Source organism: Marinomonas piezotolerans (assembly GCF_003362755.1).
Taxonomy (GTDB): domain Bacteria; phylum Pseudomonadota; class Gammaproteobacteria; order Pseudomonadales; family Marinomonadaceae; genus Marinomonas; species Marinomonas piezotolerans.
Genome location: NZ_QKRA01000001.1, coordinates 694938 through 717012, shown reverse-complemented (window position 1 = coordinate 717012; position 22075 = coordinate 694938). Strand labels below are relative to the sequence as shown.

General features: G+C 44.6%; 13 protein-coding genes. 10 read left to right on the top strand and 3 right to left on the bottom strand.

All coding sequences use genetic code 11. The features are described 5' to 3' along the window. Positions 1 to 3: 3 nt before the first annotated feature. Positions 4 to 1149, bottom strand: coding sequence for a patatin-like phospholipase family protein (locus DN730_RS03335; RefSeq protein WP_115466672.1), 1146 nt, complete (start codon positions 1147 to 1149; stop codon positions 4 to 6). Positions 1150 to 1539: 390 nt separating this feature from the next. On the opposite strand from DN730_RS03335, the gene DN730_RS03330 reads away from it, so the two are divergent. Together DN730_RS03330 and pgm are read left to right on the top strand one after the other, a co-directional pair. Then, positions 1540 to 3687: a methyl-accepting chemotaxis protein gene (locus tag DN730_RS03330; RefSeq protein ID WP_115466671.1), complete on the top strand. Its 2148-nt coding sequence runs from the start codon at positions 1540 to 1542 to the stop codon at positions 3685 to 3687. Positions 3688 to 3853: 166 nt separating this feature from the next. Next, on the top strand, positions 3854 to 5488 hold the full coding sequence (gene pgm / locus DN730_RS03325; RefSeq protein ID WP_115466670.1) for a phosphoglucomutase (alpha-D-glucose-1,6-bisphosphate-dependent): 1635 nt from the start codon (positions 3854 to 3856) through the stop codon (positions 5486 to 5488). 28 nt (positions 5489 to 5516) lie between these two features. Here the strand turns inward: pgm and DN730_RS03320 are convergent, their stop codons facing one another. Continuing rightward, a complete protein-coding gene (locus DN730_RS03320; protein WP_115466669.1) occupies positions 5517 to 6251 on the bottom strand; it encodes a spermidine synthase in 735 nt (244 codons plus the stop codon). A gap of 58 nt (positions 6252 to 6309) precedes the next feature. Then, entirely contained in the window at positions 6310 to 9381 is a 3072-nt protein-coding gene (gene ydiJ / locus DN730_RS03315) for a D-2-hydroxyglutarate dehydrogenase YdiJ (RefSeq protein WP_115466668.1), read from the bottom strand. A gap of 161 nt (positions 9382 to 9542) precedes the next feature. Between ydiJ and DN730_RS03310 the strand changes: the two genes are divergently transcribed. The 8 genes from DN730_RS03310 (at position 9543) to metH (ending at position 22053) form a co-directional block, all read left to right on the top strand. Beyond that, on the top strand, positions 9543 to 10430 hold the full coding sequence (locus DN730_RS03310) for a 1-aminocyclopropane-1-carboxylate deaminase/D-cysteine desulfhydrase (protein WP_147290554.1): 888 nt from the start codon (positions 9543 to 9545) through the stop codon (positions 10428 to 10430). Positions 10431 to 10635: 205 nt separating this feature from the next. After that, a complete protein-coding gene (locus tag DN730_RS03305) occupies positions 10636 to 11517 on the top strand; it encodes an NAD(+) kinase (protein WP_115466666.1) in 882 nt (293 codons plus the stop codon). Positions 11518 to 11538: 21 nt separating this feature from the next. Continuing rightward, a complete protein-coding gene (locus DN730_RS03300; RefSeq protein WP_115466665.1) occupies positions 11539 to 12408 on the top strand; it encodes a rhomboid family intramembrane serine protease in 870 nt (289 codons plus the stop codon). A gap of 40 nt (positions 12409 to 12448) precedes the next feature. Continuing rightward, on the top strand, positions 12449 to 12727 hold the full coding sequence (locus tag DN730_RS03295; protein ID WP_115466664.1) for a YeaC family protein: 279 nt from the start codon (positions 12449 to 12451) through the stop codon (positions 12725 to 12727). After that, the gene (locus DN730_RS03290) at positions 12724 to 13560 is read left to right on the top strand and encodes a DUF2797 domain-containing protein (RefSeq protein WP_115466663.1); all 837 of its coding nucleotides are present in this window, start codon (positions 12724 to 12726) and stop codon (positions 13558 to 13560) included. The genes DN730_RS03295 and DN730_RS03290 overlap by 4 nt, the downstream gene beginning before the upstream one ends. A 1-nt stretch (position 13561) precedes the next feature. Next, a complete protein-coding gene (pepN, locus tag DN730_RS03285) occupies positions 13562 to 16195 on the top strand; it encodes an aminopeptidase N (protein WP_115466662.1) in 2634 nt (877 codons plus the stop codon). 149 nt (positions 16196 to 16344) lie between these two features. Next, the gene (locus tag DN730_RS03280; protein WP_115466661.1) at positions 16345 to 18183 is read left to right on the top strand and encodes a coiled-coil domain-containing protein; all 1839 of its coding nucleotides are present in this window, start codon (positions 16345 to 16347) and stop codon (positions 18181 to 18183) included. Positions 18184 to 18324: 141 nt separating this feature from the next. Beyond that, on the top strand, positions 18325 to 22053 hold the full coding sequence (metH, locus tag DN730_RS03275; RefSeq protein WP_115466660.1) for a methionine synthase: 3729 nt from the start codon (positions 18325 to 18327) through the stop codon (positions 22051 to 22053). Positions 22054 to 22075: the final 22 nt, after the last annotated feature.

Here is a 22075-nt window from a genome sequence, read left to right as displayed (position 1 = left end):
TTTTTAGTTAATCTCAAGAAACGCTTGGATTTTCTCTTTTTCCCACATTGCATCCTTATAGCCTAGCTCTATCAGTGCTTGGCAATATTCGGGGGTGAATAAAAGATAGCTGGCTGCAGACGCGGCATTTTCCGGTTTATTACCACTTGCTGTTCTTAATAAGCGGCTGATATTGCGAGGTAGAGTATTGATATGTTCTCTTGCGATCACGTTTAATCCAGATGATGGTGAGATAATGAGGGTCTCTCGGTGGGATAGGTCCGGCGGTCTATTTTCTTCGGGAACGAGAGACAACAGCTTATTGAGTTCATTTATATTGGCGATGTCTTGATCTATTGAGTCGATGAAAGCACTGTTAAGCAGCTGTCCCAAAACCTGTACAATGGAGGGTTCGTCTGCGGATGCGGCGGTTGGTGAAGATGCCCAGTCTCTCGCCTGGCGATTATCACTAACGCCAATCAGGAGTAATTTTTCTGCTCCTAAGTTGATAGCTGGTTGAATTGCGGAACCAAGACGAACAGCCCCGTCTCCAAAATAATGTGTGCCAACTCTTCGCGGCGGAAAAATACCCGGAATAGCGCTGGACGCCAATAAATGCTGAATCGTTATTGGGTCTTTTGTGCCTACTCTTCTTCCTTTATGCCAATCCGATAAGCTTGAATTAGAAGTTTGAAAGAAAGTGGTTGAATTACCATCAGAATAATTGATGGCTGTAATCGCTAGCGTTTCTATAAAACGATGATGCAGTGCGACGGAGACTTTGTCTAAATTTAGAAACCTCGTTAACAGAGCTTCAAGCGGGTCATTTACCATGAGCGAAAGAGAGGCTCCCTTTTCCTGCTGTAAGAAAGCTGACGCAAGTGTTTTAGTAATGGAAGAAGCTATTGGCCAGCGACTGACGCGGTAGACTTGATCTGGAGTTAGGTGGCGCCAAATATATGATAATTGTTTCACACCTCGTTTGAAGTCCGATGCTTGGGTAGCAAGGAGTGCTGCGTTCAGTGCGCCCGCGGAGGTGCCACATAAGATCTTAAATGGAATAGGGCTGCCTTTAGGTAGTAACGATGCGATCGCTGACAGAACTCCGATCTGATAAGCCCCTCTTGCGCCACCTCCAGACAATAACAAAGCGGTTTTCTTTTCGTTCATTCGATACCTCACTTCATACCGAAGCCTTAAGTAATTAGTTTAGTTGAAGATTTTGCTTATTGTTGGTGCGGTTTTGTAAATTTTAAGTCTGTCATGGTGCAGCAGTTGAATTCTGGGGTGTCGGTTTGCTGTTGGTGGTTGTTTTGGTATCTCAGTGAGTTATAACGGCAGCTTATATTACTAATTCATATCTGACTCGCCACTCATTGCTTTTTTAGATTTATTATCTATTTTACTCGCGATAATCTTTATAAACATCTGTTTTTAATTTTATTTATAGTTTAATCATCTAATTTAAAAGTTGCTCTTTTCGAAATGTGGTACGTGCTTTGCTGTATTGTCATCAATGGCCTGTAATGGCGGTTGATTAAAGTGGGCTAAGGGGAAAAGATGGCGAAATTGCAAAGTGATTCGATGGCATTGACGACGAGTGAAAAGCGTTGGTTGAGTATTTGGGGTGCTAATGGGAAGTTACGTTTAGGTTGGAGTTGCTATGTCAATCGAAAAGCGTACAAAGATATAGAGACGACCTTTGAAGGGATCGCCAATACGCGCGTTAAATTACTGCAGCAGTTTACCAATAATGTCTGGGATCGTTTAGAGCAAACAGCGCTCTCATTACCTTCACTTTCTGCCGATGTTCATCTGGCTGATAGTCTTCAGTTATTACAGCAGTCTCTACCTGAGGCATCTGAGTTTATGCTTATTGGAATGGATGCGACGATTACGTATTCGACGGTCTCATCCAGAACCGGAAAAGCGTTCGAACAAACTAGAGCATTGCAACGTGCAAAGCGAGGTCGTTTTCTACACGGCCCCTATAGAGATGCTGTGACCTTAGATCTCGGACCAACGACGTCTAAGTTTCATGATCAAATGACAGTGATGTTTTACTTGCCGGTGGAATACGCTGGGGAATCAAAACTTTTGGCGGCGCGCCTACCGAATGATGTGATCAGCGATTTGATTCAGCGTGAGGCCGGTCATATTTATAATGAGTCAGGTGATAATTATCTATTTATGGTGGAATCAAACTTTGATACCACCATTGAGCCTGGTATCGCGCTAAGTCGCTCTCGCTTTGAGGATGACACCTTTTTTATGGGAGAAAATTTGAAGCAAGGCGTTCATACGCCGTTTGGCGTTGTTTCCATAAAAGAGCACACTGAGCTAGAGGTAAAATTTACTGATCCTAAAACAGGGGAGTTACACCCTGGTGTGCGTGAAACCATTAAAAATGGCCAGAATCTCTATGTTAAGTACCCAGGCTATTCGGACTATCGTCATATTCCTGTTATCGGCAAAGGGGTAACGTTTTCACTTTCAGGTTCAGATGACCGTTGGGGAATGATGTGCGAGGGGGATGTTGAAGAGGTATATCGGCCTAGATCGGTGGGCTATACCTTAATGAAAATGTACTGGCTGTTTATGATTCTTACGCTTGCTTTTCAGTGTTCTCTTAACGTGTTCGTCGGTCTGTCGCCAGTTATCTCTTTAGCTGTATCAACTGGTTTCGCATTTGCGTTGTCTCTCATTTATTCTCGGTTAGGACCAGCTCGGTTGGCGCGGCAACTTGGGGGTATGACGAAAGTTATTCGTCAATTGGCAGAGGGTGAGGGGGACCTCACTCAGCGGATGGACGTAAACCGCTTGCCGCCAAATGAAGCAGGTAATCTGGGACGATGGATAAATAGTTTTGTTGATAATCTAGACAATATTGTCGGAGAGGTCATTCAATCTGCTAAAGAAGTAGCGATACTGACCCATAAGATGGAAGCATCAAACAAGGAGGCATCTCAGGCAGCTGAAGCGGTGCAATTGGCTGCAGCAGACTCGTTAAGCGTTGTTCAAAGCCAATCTGGATACGTAGATCAAGCGAACAGCACGGTTAAGGTCATGAGAGCGTCAATGGAAGAGGCTGTTCAAGGCGCGCGTAACCAATATCTTCTCGTGCGTCAAAGTACTGAGATGATTCGAGATGTCGTTCAAACGTCGGCAGATTCTGTAAATCTGCTTAGCCAAAAAGCTGACAGTGTTGGGCAGTTCGTTGATGAGATCACTGACATTACTAGCCAAACCAATCTTCTTGCTCTTAATGCCGCAATAGAGGCCGCGCGGGCAGGGGAGTACGGTCGAGGCTTTTCTGTTGTGGCGGATGAGGTAAGGGCATTGGCTAACCGAACCGCCACTGCAGCGGCTGATATTGGTAAGGTCGTCGAAGGAATCCAAGCAGAAACAAGCCGGGCAGTCGGATTCATGGAGCGGGGCGTACAGGATGTTAATAATAGCCTCGATAAAAATGAAGCAGCTTCGAATGACAGTGATAAGTTATCTGCTATTGCTGGCGACATGTTTTCGATAATCGAGCAAATTTCCGTGAGCAGCCAGCAAAATGGTGATCATGCGCATCAGGTAGCAGCTAGCTCTGACCAAATGGGCTCTAGCGTTAGACTAGTGCGTACAAATGCTGATTTGGTTCAGGCAAAAGCAAATTCTTTGTCTCGTTTAGTTAGCCTATTCAAGGTCACCGCAGCATGATAATTAATATTTTGTTACTAAGGTGCGCATTATAAATCTATGTTTTGTAACATCTTTTCTAGTAGTCTAGATGATCTCTAGAATGAGGCAGATACATTGAGGCTTTCGTTGCAAGTCTTTTGGTATTTGGCGAAGATAGATCATCACTTTATAAAGAGGCATACATATGGCAATTCATCCACAAGCAGGGCAGCTTGCACCTCATGAATCGCTCGTTAATATCCCCAAATTGGTTTCATCTTATTATGCTTTGACGCCTGATGTTGGTGTAGCGGAAGAGCTTGTGAGTTTTGGTACTTCCGGGCACCGCGGTAGTGCATTTGCAAAGAGCTTTAATGAGCAACATATCTTGGTTGTCTGCCAAGCAATCGCTGAGTACCGTATTTCCAAAGGTATTACTGGGCCACTATTTTTAGGGAAAGATACTCACGCATTGTCAGAAGCTGCATTTACTACTGCATTGCAAGTTTTAGTTGCTAACAATGTTACGGTTAAGGTTCAGTCTGACGATGGTTTTACACCTACGCCGGTAATTTCTCACGCAATTTTGACGTACAACCAATCTGCCGAAGATCAGGCTGATGGCATAGTGATTACGCCATCACACAATCCACCAGAAGACGGTGGCATCAAATATAATCCACCCAAAGGTGGCCCTGCAGATAAAGATATTACTGATTGGATAGCAAAACGAGCGAATGAATTACTCGTTGAAAAGCTAGTGGGAGTGAAAAAAGTATCATATGAACACGCCAAGACTAGCGAGTTTGTGCAACCGTTTGATTACATTGCGCATTACGTCGATGACTTGGGGTCAGTGATTGATATGGACGCGATTAAAAAAGCTGGCGTGCGCATAGGTGTAGATCCCTTGGGTGGTTCGGGTATTGCGTATTGGCAACCTATTGCTGACAAGTATGGGCTTGATATAGAGGTAGTGAATAAGCGAGTTGATCCGGCTTTTGGTTTTATGCCGCTGGATAAGGATGGTCGTATTCGAATGGATTGTTCGTCACCGTTCGCCATGTCAAATTTATTGGAAATTAAAGATAAATTCGATGTCGCTGTCGGTAATGACCCTGATTATGATCGCCATGGTATTGTTTGCCCTGGTTATGGGTTAATGAATCCAAATGCCTATTTGGCGGTTGCGATTGAATATCTCGCTACCCATCGTGATTGGCCGAGTGACATTCAGTTTGGTAAGACACTTGTCTCCAGCGCGATGATTGATCGCGTCGTCTCTGATTTGGGCAAGCGCTTATGTGAAGTGCCTGTAGGGTTCAAGTGGTATGTGGATGGCTTGTATGAAGGCTCAATGGCATTTGGTGGTGAAGAGAGTGCCGGTGCGTCTTTCTTGCGCCGTGATGGCACTGTTTGGTCAACAGATAAGGATGGCTTTATTTTGGCTCTTCTAGCAGCAGAGATTATTGCCGTTACCGGGAAAAATCCTGCTCAGTTAGCGGAAGAACAAATCAAAAAGTTTGGCAAGCCTTATTACAAGCGTATTGATGTAACAGCCACTCCCGCTCAAAAGGCTATTTTGAGCGGCTTAGACGCTGAGTCTGTTCGTCAAGAAACACTAGCGGGTGACGTGATTACAAGTAAGCTGACTCATGCTCCTGGTAATCAAGCCGCAATCGGTGGGTTAAAAGTCACAACAGAAAATGGGTGGTTTGCCGCGCGCCCCTCCGGTACTGAAAATGTCTACAAGATATATTTGGAAAGCTTTGTTTCGGAAGAGCATTTATCTCAGTTAGAGCGAGAGGCTGTTGCGTTAGTTGACTCCGTTTTGGCCTAGCGCGGACATACAAGTTGTATAGCGCCCGCTATACAACTTGTTGGAGTCGACTTTGCCATTTATAGAGAGAATATCCGAGTCGAAGACTCAGCTTTTCGCATTCTTCTTTCTGTTGTTTTCCATTGAGTCCGTGGGGGGTGTTGGTTGCAAAGACCACCCAGTTACCGCAACCTGTGTCCAATGCTTGTACGTGGGAAAACTGGTTGATTAATATATCCTTTAGATCATCATCGTACTGATGTTCGTCCCAGCAGTTCAGGACCAACATGCCATCTGCTTTAAGTCGTGCTTTTGCATCCAGCAAAAACGATTCGGTTGTGACGCGATTATCCATTCCAAAATGCTGATATAGATCCGCAAATAGAATATCTACTTTTTTATCGTTGGTGTTTGCCAAGTAATCTACGGCATCTTCGGTGATAATATCGAGTCTCTTGCTTTGTGGTAGATGAAAGTATTCTTTTGCAATATCTACAATGTCTTGCCTTAACTCGACAGCCGTCATGTTTATGCCAGCTACGGCTTTCATTAAGGCATGGATCAAGGCTCCGCCGCCGAGCCCTAAGATACAGACCCTTTTAGGGTGTTTATGGATAAGTGCTAGTAGCATTGCTTGAGTGTATTCGTGCTGTAGGACATGGGGAGCTTTAAGTTGAATGCGGCTCTGCTCATCTCCGTCTGCGAAAGAGAGTAAGCGAAATTTTCCGTCGTCAAATACTCGAATAGAGCCATATTCATCTTGCGTTTCAAATAATAGAGGCATGGTATTCTCAAATAAAAAGGCCAAGTGATTACTTGGCCTTTTGAAGGTGACTTTGAACCTAACTTAGGTCGGATTTTATGTGATCCAACAATACCTGTGCAGGGTGCTTGATCTCTTTATCATCGATACGTTTAGCTTGGCAGCGACAGGAGTAGCCTGTTGCAACAAGCTTCCCTTGTAACGACGGGTCGTTGACTTTTTCTTTCCAAGAAAGGTCATAGATTTCGACCGATGTGGCTTTGTTGCTTGATTCATGTCCATAGGTGCCTGCCATACCGCAACAACCGACGTTTTCAACTTGTAATCCAAGCCCCAGTAATTCAAAAACTTTTTTCCAGTCTTGGATCGAAGGTGCGGCGTTCGTCTTTTCGGTACAGTGAGCCATCATGTGGAATGTTTCATCTTTCACGGCAATGGCTTGCTTTTCTAGATGTTTGGTTTGGCTGGCGAGCCACTCTTGCATCAGCTGAATCTTAGGGATCGGACGACTTGTGCCAAAAACCTTAGCGTATTCCGAACGGTAGGTTAGCGTCATTGAAGGGTCGATTCCGATCATCGGGATGCCGTAAAAAGATAGATTTTGTAGCATGTCCAAATTTTTACGTGCCGTTTTTTCAAAGGAACGCAAAAAACCATGAACGTGCAAGGGTTTTCCGTTTGGCATGTATGGTGCTATGTAGGCTTGAAAGCCAAGGCGGCTTAGCAGTTCCATCATGTCTAGAACAAGCTCTGTTTCAAAGTAGCTCGTAAAAGCATCTTGAACCACGATAACAGCCCGCTTGCGATCTTTTGGGCTGAGTGCCTCAATGGCGAGTGGGGTAGCTAAACGTATTCCTCGGCGAGCCATTTCTCGTTTAAGGTTGTGCTTTGAGAATTTGGGGCTATCTTCGACACCAACTATCTTACTAATCATGTGGTTGAGAAAGCGGTTGCCGACGATCCAGTTGTATGGTTGTGGTACAACTGAGAGCGCTGGCATAGCGTATTCAAGTCCGCCGATGGCATAGTCCTTGAGTGGTCGAAGGTACCGACTGTAATACAGCTCAAGAAATTTTGAACGAAATTCAGGAACATCGACCTTAATAGGGCATTGTCCGACACATGACTTACAGGCAAGGCACCCCATCATTGACTCGTGGACTTCGTGGGAGAAATCGTATTCGCCCTTTTTCTTTGCTAATGTATTTCGTAATCGGGGTAAGAAACTGCTGATAAAGCTAGTATGACGCGAATCATAGCTGGCTTTTTTGACGTCAACGCCTTGCTCGCTCATGCCTCTTAGCCACTCTCGCATCAGAGATGCGCGACCTTTGGGAGAGTGGATACGCTGACGCGTCCCTTTCCAAGAGGGGCACATGGCATCATTCGGGTCAAAGTTGAAGCAGGCACCGTTACCATTGCAGTACATGCCTTCTTTAAATTGATCGCGATTTGATATTGGGATCTGTCTATCCAACTGTCCGCGCATGGGGACTTCGTCAATTTTCAGAAGCTCCGCGCCCAGTTCAAATGGCGTCGCAATTTTGCCTGGGTTGAGTTGGTTTCGAGGGTCAAAAGCCCCCTTGATTTGTTGAACAGAGGTATACAAATCACCAAAAAATGCGGGCGCATACTCTGAGCGGACTCCTTTGCCGTGCTCACCCCACAGAAGACCATTATACTTTTGAGTAAGTGCAACAACTTTGTCCGTGATGTCTCGAATCATTGGCTCTTGCGAGTCGTCTTTTAAATCGAGTGCTGGGCGAACATGTAGCACCCCTGCGTCGACATGGCCAAACATCCCATAAGTGACTCCATAGCTGTCTAAGACGTCACGAAACTCCATAATAAAATCTGCAAGATTCTCAGGCGGGACTGCGGTGTCTTCTACAAAAGGGACAGGGCGCTTTTCGCCTTCGGCATTACCAAGTAAGCCGACAGATTTTTTCCGCATGGCCCATATTTTATTGACGTTGGAATGGCCGTTAGCGATGGTGTAGCCCTGAAAACTAGAGCTTGGGTCTTGAGCTAATATATCGAGCAGGTCTGTCAGTACTTTTATGCGTGTGTTGACTTCGTCTTCGCTGTCGCCGGTGTATTCCACTAGGTTGATACCTTGTGTGTCTTCACCTGAGTTTTGTGGAAAAAACTCTGCGACAGAGTTCCAGATAATATCGTTTTTAGCCAAGCCAAGGACTTTAGAGTCAACTGTCTCAATGGAGGTTGGTTGAACGCTTAGGAGTTCTTTTGCATGGCGAAGTGAGGCTTCAAAGCTATCGTAGCGAATATTAACCAGCGCTGCATAAGTCGGTATTTTAAGCAGATTAACTTTTGCTTCTACAATAAAACCAAGAGTACCTTCGGACCCACACAAAATGTTGTTGAGGTTGAATTGTCCATTGTTATCGCGGATATGTGCTAAATCGTAACCAGTTAGACAACGGTTTAGTTCCGGAAAGGTTGCTTTGATTTCATCTTGTTTTGTTTTCTGAATGGTATCGACTATTCGGCATGCGTGGGCCTGATAATCCGAGCCTTGCTTGATGTCTTCTAATGTTTCGTCATCTATTGGGTGAGTTTTTATTAAGCTTCCGTCTAGCAATACGGTTTTTAGTTCTAGCACATGGTCGCGGGTTTTACCGTACATAACAGAGCCTTGACCACTGGCATCAGTGTTGATCATGCCGCCGATCGTAGCCCTGTTGCTCGTGGACAGCTCCGGTGCAAAAAATAGTCCGTCACTCGCGACGGCTTTATTTAGTTGGTCCTTAACCACGCCGCTTTGAACTCGTGCCCAGCCTTCTTCGACATTAACTTCGAGAATTTTGTTCATGTGTTTCGAGAGATCAACAATCAGGCCGTCCGATAAAGATTGACCATTGGTACCCGTGCCACCACCACGCGCGCTCAAAACAATGTCGTGGAACTCTTCTTCGTTCGAAAGTCGGGTGATCAGCTGAATATCTTCAGCTGAGGCGGGGTAAATGACACCTTGAGGTAATACCTGATAAATGGAGTTGTCGGTAGACAGTGCAACTCGGTTTGCGTAGTCGGGGTTGGTGTCACCTTGGAATCCTGAGACCTTTAGGCGCTCGATAAACGAAAGGTATTTAGCCTGAACTGGCGAGACTTCGGACAGTTTAGGAATCATGTTGTGTTCTCCGCTATATATGCATGCTTTTACTTAAAGATACTACCAAATAAATAGCAGACTAAGGGATTTTCTTGCACGAAAAAAACGCGCATCATAACCTGCTTTTATCATGGGCTGAGTTTGTGGGTGTAGGTTGGGCATTGTTGGGAGTAATACGCATGTATATAGAATCTGTAATTTTGCCTGCAATGAGTCAGTCTTCGTGTACGAAAAGGTTCTACATTTATCGTGGTGACCTGGAACATCGTTCTGCTCCGGGGAATAAGTATCATAAGCTAAAACATCATATGAACGCAGCCATAAAACAGCGTTATCAGGCTGTTGCTACTTTTGGTGGGCCTCACTCTAATCATGTTGATGCGTTTGTTAATAAAGTAGTGGAATTAGGACTTCTACCTATTGTTGTGGTGCGAGGGGAAGTGCATGCGCAGCTTACGCCGACTCTTCAATCAGCTGCCTCGAATGGTGCAATTCTTTTCCCAAGTCAACGTTTAGATTATAGAAAAGGCTTGGCATCAGACGTTCGAAATACCGTTGACCAGTTTTATGATGATGTTTATTGGGTCCCTGAAGGAGGAGGGGGAGGTTTGGGTGTTTTAGGATGTAAAGATTGGGCTGACACCATAATGTCACGAGTTACTGATACAGATATGATCTGTGTGGCGAGTGGCACGGGGACCACAGCGGAAGGGTTTGCTGCCTGTGAAAAAGTGCATCACCTCGCTGTGTTTAGTGCGCTGAAGGGCGCTGATCAAATTGTAGTACGGCCAATCAAACCGCATTTGCAGACATTGTTAGAGTTTGATGAATGTTATCATGGTGGCTTTGGTAAGATGTCAGATGAGCTTCTGGCATTTTTGAAGAAGATGTACGAGCTGAATCCCAATCTCCAGTTAGACCCTATTTATACTGGTAAGATGTTATATCAAGTCGATCAGTTTGTACGCCAAGGTTGTTGGGAGTATGGCAATACGCTGTTTATTCACAGTGGAGGTTTGCAGGGGTGGCGAGGCATGCCAGCCTATTATTACCCCTACCATGAATGATCGCGAACTCAATAAAAATCGATTTGTAAATGCCGTGGCGGTCGTAAGCCCTTGTAGAGCGCGTAGCGAACTGAATCGCTTCATGTTACATTCTGCATTTACGGCGTAAGTGATGTCTTCGATGGATGTCAGTGCCGAACAATAATTAGAGTACGCCTACGTACCGCACGACAACAGTAACCACAGTGACGGGAAAACCTACTCAATGAGTCTTTTTAGACGGATCGGAATTATTGCGCGTTTGGATAAGCCTCAGATCCTCGATACCGTAAAGCGACTGATGGACTATCTTCAGAGCGAAGGCGTTTCACCAGTACTTGAATCGGATCTTGCAACCATGATGCCGGGTGTAACGACCCCTTCAGCGCCACTAAAAGAGTTGGGCGACCATTGTGATCTAGTCATGGTAGTGGGGGGGGACGGAAGCTTTCTGGGTGCAGCTCGGGCCATTATTGCTTATGACATTCCTGTAATTGGCGTCAACCGTGGCACATTAGGCTTTTTAACGGATATTTCACCGAATAATTTTGAAGCAGAGCTTGGTCCAATACTTAAAGGCGACTATTTAGAAGAGAAGCGCTTCATGATAGAAGCGAAGATTAAGCGTCAAAACCGCCCAAGTGGTGAGGGATTGGCGCTCAATGATCTCGTGCTTCACCCGGGAAAGTCTGCGCGTATGATTCGCTTTGATCTATTTATTGATGACCAGTTCGTTATGAACCAGAAGTCAGACGGACTGATCGTTGCTACACCGACGGGCTCCACGGCTTACGCGCTGTCAGCAGGTGGCCCCATCATGCTGCCTAAGCTTAATGCATTGGTATTGGTGCCGATGCATCCACATACACTCAGTAACCGACCCATTGTGATCGATGCTGATGCTAAGATCCGTATTGTTGTATGTGAGTCTAACTTAACGTACCCAAGTGTGAGTTGTGATGGACAATTGAATATCACGGCCGCTCCAGGTGACGAGATTCATATTTCCCGTCACAAAGGTGGGATACGCTTAATTCATCCTAAAGACCATGATTTTTATGATGTATGTCGTAGCAAACTTGGCTGGCAATCTGGTTACCGTCAATAATGAACTAAGGCGATTGTTTGCATGGTATTGATATACGAGTTCGTCGACGGTGAAGACCCGACTTCCCTAAGCCAGATTCTTTGGAAGTATGGAATCGCTCATCGTATTATGCAGGCAAATGGGCATGACCAGCTTTGGCTAGTAAAACCTTCACAGTCGCATGATGCCATGGAAATTTTAAAGTCATGGCTTGCGGACCCAAATTTAGATACTTCAAATGTTAGACCCACTCGTCAGCGTTCATCGTTGTCCTCCCTTGTGTCGAGTTGGCATCGTTCACCAATGACTTTGGTATTTTTGGCGCTTACATTTTTAGTCGCCTTAGTAACTGGGCTGGGTGACTATTTGGACGTGGTGAGTTGGTTCACGATCACATCCTTTGACATTGTCGGTAATCGCATACGTTTTTTGCCAATTGAGCAAGTTTGGCAACAAGGTGAGTACTGGCGTCTGCTGACTCCTACGTTTTTGCACTTCGGTGCAGCACATTTGATTTTTAACTCTCTTTGGGTATGGGACATTGGCCGCCGATTGGAACGACTGATTGGCTCGGTGGGGTGGCTGATTTTTGCACTTGTCGTCAGCATTGTGAGCAATGTTGGTCAGTTTTTGATTAATGGGTATCCACTATTCGGTGGTTTATCTGGCTTGGTATATGGGCTGGTTGGATTCGCATGGTTGGTTTCTATACTCGTGCCTTCATGGCCTACTTTGATCTCAAAGCCTTTGATGGTTTTTTTTGCCGCATGGCTGGCGTTAGGTTATACCGACGTATTGGCGACTTTGGGCTTGGGGAATATGGCAAACGAAGCACATTTGTTGGGGCTTACATCTGGTTTGGTATTGGCAGCGCTCTACGCAGGCTACCGCCGACTCATTAAGCATCTGTAGAATAAACAACGGCCTAGCGTTTACTAGGAACGAGATTGATATGAATTTTAAAGAAATGATCGATAACATGTCCCCCGAAGTATATGGGCGGTTGAAACAAGCAATAGAGCTAGGTAAATGGCCCAATGGGGTTAAATTGACGCCGGAGCAGATTGAGATTTGTATGCAGGCGGTGATTACTTATGATTACACAAATAAGTCTGAAGAACAGCGAGTTGGTTATATTGATCGAACCGTTCATAAGGGGTGTGATTCTAAGACGGAAACGCTTGAGCTTGACACGATTAAATGGGTAGACGATTCGGATCAGAGTAAATAATGCGCGGCAATCTTCGAAAAATGTCAGTACAAGCGGATACGTCTGGCAAGGTGAGTTATGAGTTGAAGCTCGATGAGTCTCTGATTCCACTAGATGACGCATTGGGTCAGAAAGTATCTCTCAAGTTCAGTGGTGAGATTCAATGTATTCATTGTGGAAGGGCGAGTAAGAAGTCGTTTAATCAAGGCTATTGTTACCCCTGTTTCAAGAAGCTCGCGGCATGCGATACATGCATCATGAGCCCAGAAAAATGCCATTTTCATAAAGGAACGTGTCGAGAGCCTGAGTGGGCGGAGCGTTTCTGCATGCAGAGTCACTATGTATATCTTGCCAATACGACTGCTTTAAAAGTAGGGATTACCCGTGGCGATCAATTGCCGACCCGCTGGCTTGATCAAGGTGCAACACAGGGGCGAGCAATGTTTGTTGTGGCAAACCGTCGTATGTCAGGATTGGTTGAAACATTGTTTAAAAATGAGGTCGCGGATAAGACCAATTGGCGCAATATGCTAAAAGGTAGTGATGCGAAGCTAGATTTAGCGTATGAACAAGAACGTTTGATTGGCTCCCTTTGGGAGGGGCTTGACGCGCTACAGAATGAGTTTGGTCTGCAGGCAGTTCAAGAGCTTGATGATACCAATTTAACCCATGAATTTAGCTACCCAGTACTTGAGTACCCATCTAAAGTTACCAGTATTAATGCTGAAAAAACGCCTCATGTAGAGGGGACATTAATGGGCATTAAGGGACAGTACTGGATTTTAGACACAGGTGTTATCAATATACGTAAGTACACCGGATACGAAGCAGAATTTACGCTACAGGAGCGTTAGTATGTCAGAGCAAACACCCGCCGCAGTCTTTCTGAAAGACTATAAAGTCCCAGATTTTCTTATTGATAAAACCGAGCTAACGTTTGATCTTGATGAAACGCAAACGGTCGTAACTTCTCGTCTACACATTCGCCGTAACCCTGAGTCAGATGCTGCTACGGCACCATTGATCCTAGATGGCGGAGAGGATGTAAAGCTTATTGGAGTGGCGATTGATAAGTATGAATTGCCGAAAGAGGAGTACAACGTTAGTAATGATAAATTAGTTATTACAGCGACCCCTGATGCTTTTATTCTGACATGTGAAACCCTTATTGAGCCGCAAAACAATACTCGCTTAGAGGGCTTGTATCGCTCCTCTTCGATGTTCTGTACGCAATGTGAGGCGGAGGGTTTTCGTCATATAACCTATTATTTGGACCGCCCTGATGTGATGTCCGTGTTTACGACAACGATCATCGCAGACGAGTCCCGCTATCCGGTGATGTTGTCAAATGGTAATGAGATCGAACGCGGTAAGACGGAAGATGGTAAAACGTTTGTCACCTGGCACGACCCTTTCAAAAAGCCTGCTTATCTATTTGCCCTTGTTGCTGGAGATTTAGAAGTGCTTAACGACACCTTTACCACCATGAGTGGTCGAGATGTCGCACTGAAAATTTTTACCGAGAAACATAATATCGATAAAGTCGATTTTGCTATGGATTCTCTAAAACGATCGATGAAATGGGATGAAGAGGTCTATGGTCGTGAATATGACCTAGACATCTTTATGATCGTAGCGGTCGATGATTTCAATATGGGGGCGATGGAGAATAAAGGTCTTAATATCTTTAACTCTAGTTGTTTGCTTGCTAGTCCGGAAACCACTACGGATGATGCTTATTTGCGTGTTGAGGCCGTGGTCGCGCATGAGTATTTTCATAATTGGTCAGGTAATCGTGTAACCTGCCGAGATTGGTTTCAATTGAGTCTAAAAGAAGGCTTTACTGTATTTCGTGATCAGTCATTTTCAGCGGACACGCATTCAGATGTTGTTAAACGTGTTGAGGATGTTTCATTTCTTAAAACGGCGCAGTTCGCAGAGGATGCCGGCCCCATGGCGCATCCAATTCGCCCTGCGTCATTTATCGAAATTTCCAATTTTTACACGCTAACCATATACGAAAAGGGTGCTGAAGTGGTGCGTATGATTCATACGCTACTCGGTGCGGATGGGTTCCGTAAAGGGTCTGATCTATATTTTGAGCGTCACGACGGGCAAGCAGTTACCTGCGATGATTTTGTCTCTGCAATGGAAGATGCAAATGGTGTAGATCTGACGCAGTTTAAGCGTTGGTACTCACAAGCGGGCACTCCCATATTAAATGTGACAGATTCGTACAATGAAACGACACAAACGTATACTTTAAATGTGTCGCAAATGACGCCTCCCACCCCTAATCAACCTACGAAACTGGCATTGCATATTCCTGTTAGAGCCGGGTTGATTGGTCCAGACAATCAGCCACTTTCTTTTACAGTCGACGGCAAAGAGCAGACCGAAGTCGTGCTTCATGTTAATCAAGCAGAGCAAACGTTTATCTTTGAAAATGTTGCATCTAGACCTGTTCCGTCTCTTCTTCGAGGCTTTTCTGCACCCGTGAAATTGGATTATGGCTACACTACAGATCAGCTTTTACAGTTGATGTCTGGTGATGTGGACGGTTTTAATCGATGGAGTGCATCTCAACAGTTAGCCGTTAATGAGCTGTTAAATTGCGTACAGCAATATCAAGCAGGCAAAGACCTAACAGAAGAATCATCGTTGGTTTCAGGTTTTGAGTCTCTATTGGCCGATAGTACCTTAGACTCGGCAATGGTCGCGCTAATTTTATCGCTACCAAGCCAAGCATACTTGTCAGAATTGTCCGGCGTTATCGACCCTCATGCGATCAAGGCTGCACGTAAGCACTTGCGTCTTCTCATCGCATCCTCGTTGGAAAAAGAGTTCAAGAAAATATATGAAGCCAATACTGTCACAGATGCTTATCAAGCCTCTGCTGGTCAGATCGCTAAACGCTCTTTGAAAAATGCCGCATTGTCCTATTGGGTTGCGTCTGGTAATGATGAAGCGAAAAGTGCGGTTGTTCGACAGTACCGCAATGCAGATAACATGACCGATCAATTTTCGGCGTTGAGCATTATTGTGAATAATCAATTGGCTGAAGCAGATGACTTGATGAGCGCCTTCTTTGAGCAATGGAAGCATGAATCGTTGGTTGTGAATAAATGGTTAATGCTTTCAGCATCTCGTGAACAAGAGAATGGCCTTGTTCAAATTAAGGAGCTGATGGAGCACCCTTACTTTGATATAAAAAATCCAAATAAGTTGCGAGCAGTGATTGGCGGGCTGGGGCAAAATGTAGAAACGTTTCATAATCTCGATGGCAGTGGCTATGCGTTTTTGGCAGACCAAATTATTCTGATGAATAAACGTAATCCACAAATAGCATCCAGACTTTGCACGCCGCTAACTCGATGGAAGCGTATGGAGTCCCGTCTTTCAGAGAAGATGAAGTCCCAACTTGAACGTATCGCTTCACAGGATTTATCGAAAGATGTCTATGAGGTGGTTTCAAAGAGTCTGGCATAAGTTAGGAAAAGCGCTGGTCATACTAGCGCTTTTTTTTGTAAGGTAAGTGTCAGGCATCTTCGCTATGCTTACATTATGTAGATTCATGAGCTTTACGGAGTGTTGTACTGGGTCAGTATGGCGTTTGTAGCGGGTTTAAGGAGTTATTAATGAAGAATTCGATGTATCTAACCTCTATCGCACTGAGTGTGATGTTGTCTGCTTGTAGTACGACCTCTTCTAATGATGATAACGCTTCCTTAGTCGATGAGGTGTCTCCCACCAAAGTGGCGGAAGAGCAAGATCCTAAACAAGTAAGTGCCTCCAATGAGTTAAAGAGTCAGCCCGAGCCTGTTTCCAGCGGCACTTCAAGCACTAACGACCAAACTGCTTTTCTAACGGATAGCCAGTCTAAAGATACCAATCAAGAAGCTGCAGCGTTGACCTATCAAAAGAAAGAAGCAGAGCGCAACCAGCAAATCGAACGTTTAAAGCGTCAGCTCGCGCAAAACTCAGAGCAAATAACTGAACTTACTCAACGACTTGATGAGAAGGAACAGCAGTTATCAAGTTTAATGACTCAAGAAAATGACAGTGATTGGTTGCAACGCATAGAGACACTTAAGGCTGAAAGGGATCAGTTAGAAGTTAGTTATAATCAATTACGACTTGAGAATGATCAACTAACAAAAAAAATTGAAGTGCTTGAAGTGGAAAAGCAGCAAGCATTAGCGGCTAACGCCAGTCAACAGCAAGACTTTATTGAGTTGAACAAGAGTTTTAGAACCCTCGATAGTGCACATTACGCCTTGAGTAAGAACTACCGAGACCTCTCAATCGAGCACGCTCATCTAAAAAGCAAATATAAAACATTAAGTGATCAAAAGAGCACACTGCAGGCTCAATACGATTCCCTTAATAAGGAAAATTTGAAACTGGGTGGCGCGCTGTCTGAAGCGCGTGCTCAACATCAGGTGCTCTGGGATAAAATTCGTGTGCAAGGTAATGTGATTAATGCATTAGAAGAGCAGAACGCAAAACTGGAGCGCGGAGGATCGTTATTGGTATCTGAGCCCGCGTCACGCACTGATGAAGATTCTTTAAAAGATAGTGCTGCTTTACGCTCAGAAATTACACGCCTTAAAGCTGAAATTAATGCCCAAAATGGGCTTATTTCAGACTATCAAAATGATGTGGTGGCATTGGAAAGAGAGCTATCGACAAAAGAAACGGATTTGGCAAATAAACTGTCTGAATTGAATGCGAAGTATCAGCAAGCGAAAACACTTAATAGTGAACTTAAAGCAGATCTAGAAGTACTGCGGACCGCTATTGCCAATCAAGACATTAAAATACAGCAATTAAGACAGCAGCTTGCGGACAGTACAGCGTTAAAAGAGCAATATCGAGAGGAGATGGCGACGTTACGAGAAGGGCATGTCGCGGCTCAAGCTGAAGTTGAGCAGCTATCTGCCGAAGTGAGGGCGGTTAACGAAGATAAGGCGAATCTAGAGCGTCAAGTAAATAATCTTATCCCTTTTGAGGGGGCGGTTATGTCACTACAGCAGCAATTGCGCAGTGAGTTAGATGACGTGCGATGGGATTTGCCGACCATGGCGAATTTAAACGATGCATTTGAGATTCAGCTATCTGCTAGAGTTGAGAATCCGGTGCAAGGGCAAACCTATTATGCAGAGCTGTTCGTTGATAGCGCACTTAACATGATGAGTGCCTCTGAAGCAGAGGCAACGGTGGATAATGGTGCAATTAATTTTCGTTGGCGTTTAAGTGGCCTAAATGAGCGCCCAAACGCGATGATGAACGTGTCCGTGACTCAAAGTCTTAACTATGACGGTCAAACAATCCTAAGAAAAGTCTACCGAGATCATGCCACAGTTGAATTAGTATCTGATGATTGGCTCAGTAAATATGGTTATTGGTTAATTGCAATTCTCGCCGGCTTATTGGTTGGATTTGGTGTAGGGAAAATAGGTCGGAAATCCGATTAACTATTTCAAATCAAAGCGAGTAGGCTGTCTCTATCGGGGCACCGTGTGGACAAACATTCATTTTGGTATTATTAAAATTCAACTACTTGTTGATAGGGTTTGGTATAGTAGCCTCGCATTGTATTGTATGAGGTAGTAATCGTGGATAAGTCCAGCTCGTTTGAAGTCATAGAACAACGTCTAAAAGATAGTATCCTGATTTTGGATGGTGGTATGGGTACCATGATCCAGAGTTATAAACTGGAAGAGGAGGATTATCGCGGCGAACGCTTTAGTGACTGGAAAAGCGAGTTGAAAGGTAATAACGACCTGCTTTCCTTGACTCAACCCAAGATCATTAAAGCAATTCACCTAGCTTACTTAGAAGCAGGTGCGGACATCATCGAAACCAATACTTTCAATGCGAACTATATTTCCATGCTGGATTACCACATGGAAGAGTTGAGTTATGACATTAATTACCAGTCGGCTCAATTAGCTAAACAAGCTGCTGATGAGTTTACCGCTAAAAACCCAGACAAACCTCGTTTTGTTGCTGGTGCTGTTGGCCCAACAAGTCGCACCTGCTCTATTTCTCCAGACGTAAATGACCCAGGCTATCGCAACGTCACCTTTGATGAACTCGTCGAAGCGTATACTACGTCTATTGATGGTTTGGTCAAAGGTGGTGTCGATCTATTACTGATCGAAACTATATTTGACACCTTGAATGCTAAAGCCGCTATATTCGCGGCACTTCAATACTTTGAAACTCACAAAGTACGCTATCCAATAATGATTTCCGGTACCATTACAGATGCTTCGGGTCGTACTCTATCTGGTCAGACGACGGAAGCTTTTTGGAATTCAATTGCCCATGCTAAGCCAATTTCCGTTGGGCTAAATTGCGCATTGGGTCCTAAGGACTTACGGCAATACGTTGAAGAGCTATCGCGTATTGCTGACACCCATGTATCGGCGCACCCAAATGCAGGTTTACCGAATGCTTTTGGTGAATATGATGAAACGCCAGAAGAGATGCTAGAAGAGATTCAATCATGGGCGGATTCAGGCTTTCTGAATATTATTGGTGGATGCTGTGGTACGGAGCCTGCTCACATTAAGGCGTTTGCCGATGCATTTCTAGGGATGCGTCCACGTGACATACCTGACATTGCAAAAGAGTGTCGGTTGTCAGGATTAGAGCCATTTAACATAAGCGACGGTAGCCTATTTGTGAACGTAGGTGAACGTACTAACGTTACTGGTTCGGCAATGTTCAAGCGCCTTATTAAGGAAGGTGATTTCGATACGGCCCTCGATGTTGCTCGTCAGCAAGTCGAGAATGGGGCGCAGGTTATTGATATCAACATGGATGAGGGCATGTTGGACTCGCAAGGTGCAATGGAGCGGTTTTTGAAGCTGATTGCCTCCGAGCCCGATATCTCACGTGTTCCGATTATGCTTGACTCCTCTAAGTGGGAGATCCTTGAAGCAGGCCTCAAGCTGATTCAGGGCAAAGGAGTTGTTAACTCTATTAGCTTGAAAGAGGGTGAAGACAAGTTTGTATCGCAAGCTAAGGCTTTGATGAAATACGGCGCGGCCGTGATTGTCATGGCGTTTGATGAAGATGGGCAAGCAGATACCCGTGAGCGAAAGATTGAAATATGCCGTCGTTCTTATGACGTTTTAGTGAATAAAGTCGGTTTCCCACCTGAAGACATTATTTTTGATCCAAACATCTTTGCCATTGCGACGGGTATAGAAGAGCACAATCGCTATGCCCTGGATTTCATAGAAGCGACGGCGGACATCAAACGAGAGTTACCTTACGCGAAAATTTCTGGTGGTGTGTCCAACGTATCTTTCTCGTTTCGTGGTAACAATCCTGTACGCGAGGCTATTCATGCAGTGTTCTTGTACCATGCGATAAAGAACGGTATGACGATGGGGATTGTTAATGCTGGACAACTGGCTGTTTATGAAGATATTCCTCAAGCATTACGCGATGCCGTCGAAGATGCGGTACTTAATCGCACACCAGAAGCAACAGATAACTTGCTGGCGATTGCAGGAGATTACGCTGGGACTGGTGAAGTAGCGGAGAAAGAGACACAAGAATGGCGTAACTTACCAGTCGGTGAACGTTTAACTCATGCATTGGTTAAAGGTATCACCGAATTTATCGAAGAAGATACTGAAGAAGCGCGTTTACAAGCGTCAAAGCCTTTAGAGGTGATAGAAGGTCCTTTGATGGATGGTATGGGCGTAGTTGGTGATCTGTTTGGTTCTGGGAAAATGTTCCTACCGCAAGTTGTAAAATCTGCACGCGTCATGAAAAAAGCAGTGGCTTATTTGATGCCATTTATTGAAGAAGAGAAGCTGCGTAATAAATCAACAGCGTCTTCCAGCGCCGGCAAAGTCGTGATGGCAACAGTGAAGGGAGATGTTCACGACATTGGCAAGAATATTGTAGGTGTTGTGCTCCAGTGTAATAACTTCGAAGTCATTGATTTGGGTGTGATGGTATCGTCAGAGAAAATTTTGCGTACTGCAAAAGAAGAAGGTGCCGATATCATAGGGTTGTCTGGCTTAATCACTCCGTCACTTGATGAAATGGTGCATGTCGCTAAAGAAATGCAACGCCAAGGCTTTGAGCTACCCGTAATGATCGGTGGTGCTACGACTTCCAAAGCGCATACTGCTGTTAAAATAGAGCAAAACTACAAGAACAACCAAGTTGTTCATGTTACCAACGCTTCTCGTAGTGTTGGTGTTGCGAGTGCTTTATTAAGTAAAGATGCTGAACGCCGCGCTAAATTTATCGCGGAAGTGAAAGATGATTACGAAAAAACCCGTAAGCGCTATAAAGATCGCGCTAGTGCAGGCCGCAGAGTTTCTTTAGATAAAGCGCGTATGAACAAAACTCCAATTGATTTCGGTCATATCAAGACACCGAATAAACTCGGTATTACTGTGTTTGACACCGCTGATATTGATTTTAATGTGGTGCAAAATTATATAGATTGGACGCCATTCTTCCAAACATGGGAGCTTGCAGGTGCTTATCCAAGAATTTTGACCGATGACGTTGTTGGTGAAGAAGCTACTCGCTTATTCGCAGATGCGAAAGAAATGTTGGCGACAGTCATTTCGGAAAGTTGGTTAGATGCAAAAGCAGTCATTGGTTTGTTCCCTGCGAACCAAATAGATCACGATGATGTGGTTATCTATCGTAATGAAGAACGCAATGAAGAATTGATGCGTCTGAACTTCTTGCGAAACCAAAATGAGTTATCTGCACCGGGTAAGTATAACCAATGTTTGTCAGACTTTGTTGCCCCGATAGAAGAAGGTAAAGACTATATTGGTGCATTTGCATGTGCTGCTGGATTCGGTATTGATTCAATTGTTGAGCGCTTTGAAGCGGATCATGATGACTACAACTCTATTATGATTAAAGCCGTTGCCGACCGATTGGCGGAGGCAACTGCAGAATATTTGCATGAATTAGTACGTAAAGAGATTTGGGGTTACGCAGCCGAAGAAGACCTCAGTAATGAAGAGTTAATCAAAGAGCGTTACAAAGGGATTCGTCCTGCGCCGGGTTACCCTGCATGCCCAGATCATACTGAAAAAGATAAGCTCTGGGATCTGCTTGATGTACGAGGCAATACCGGAATGAACATTACCGAGAGTTACGCCATGCTACCGACTGCTGCAGTAAGTGGGTGGTATTTTGGTAATGAAGAAAGTAACTATTTTGGTGTGGGCAAAATAGGGCCAGACCAAGTAGAAAGCTATGCAGAACGTAAAAATATGAGTAAGGATGATGCTGAGCGTTGGTTAGCACCGAACTTAGGTTATGATCCTGAAGATGATCGCATTTAGCTCGTGTTTTCATGTAGTCATT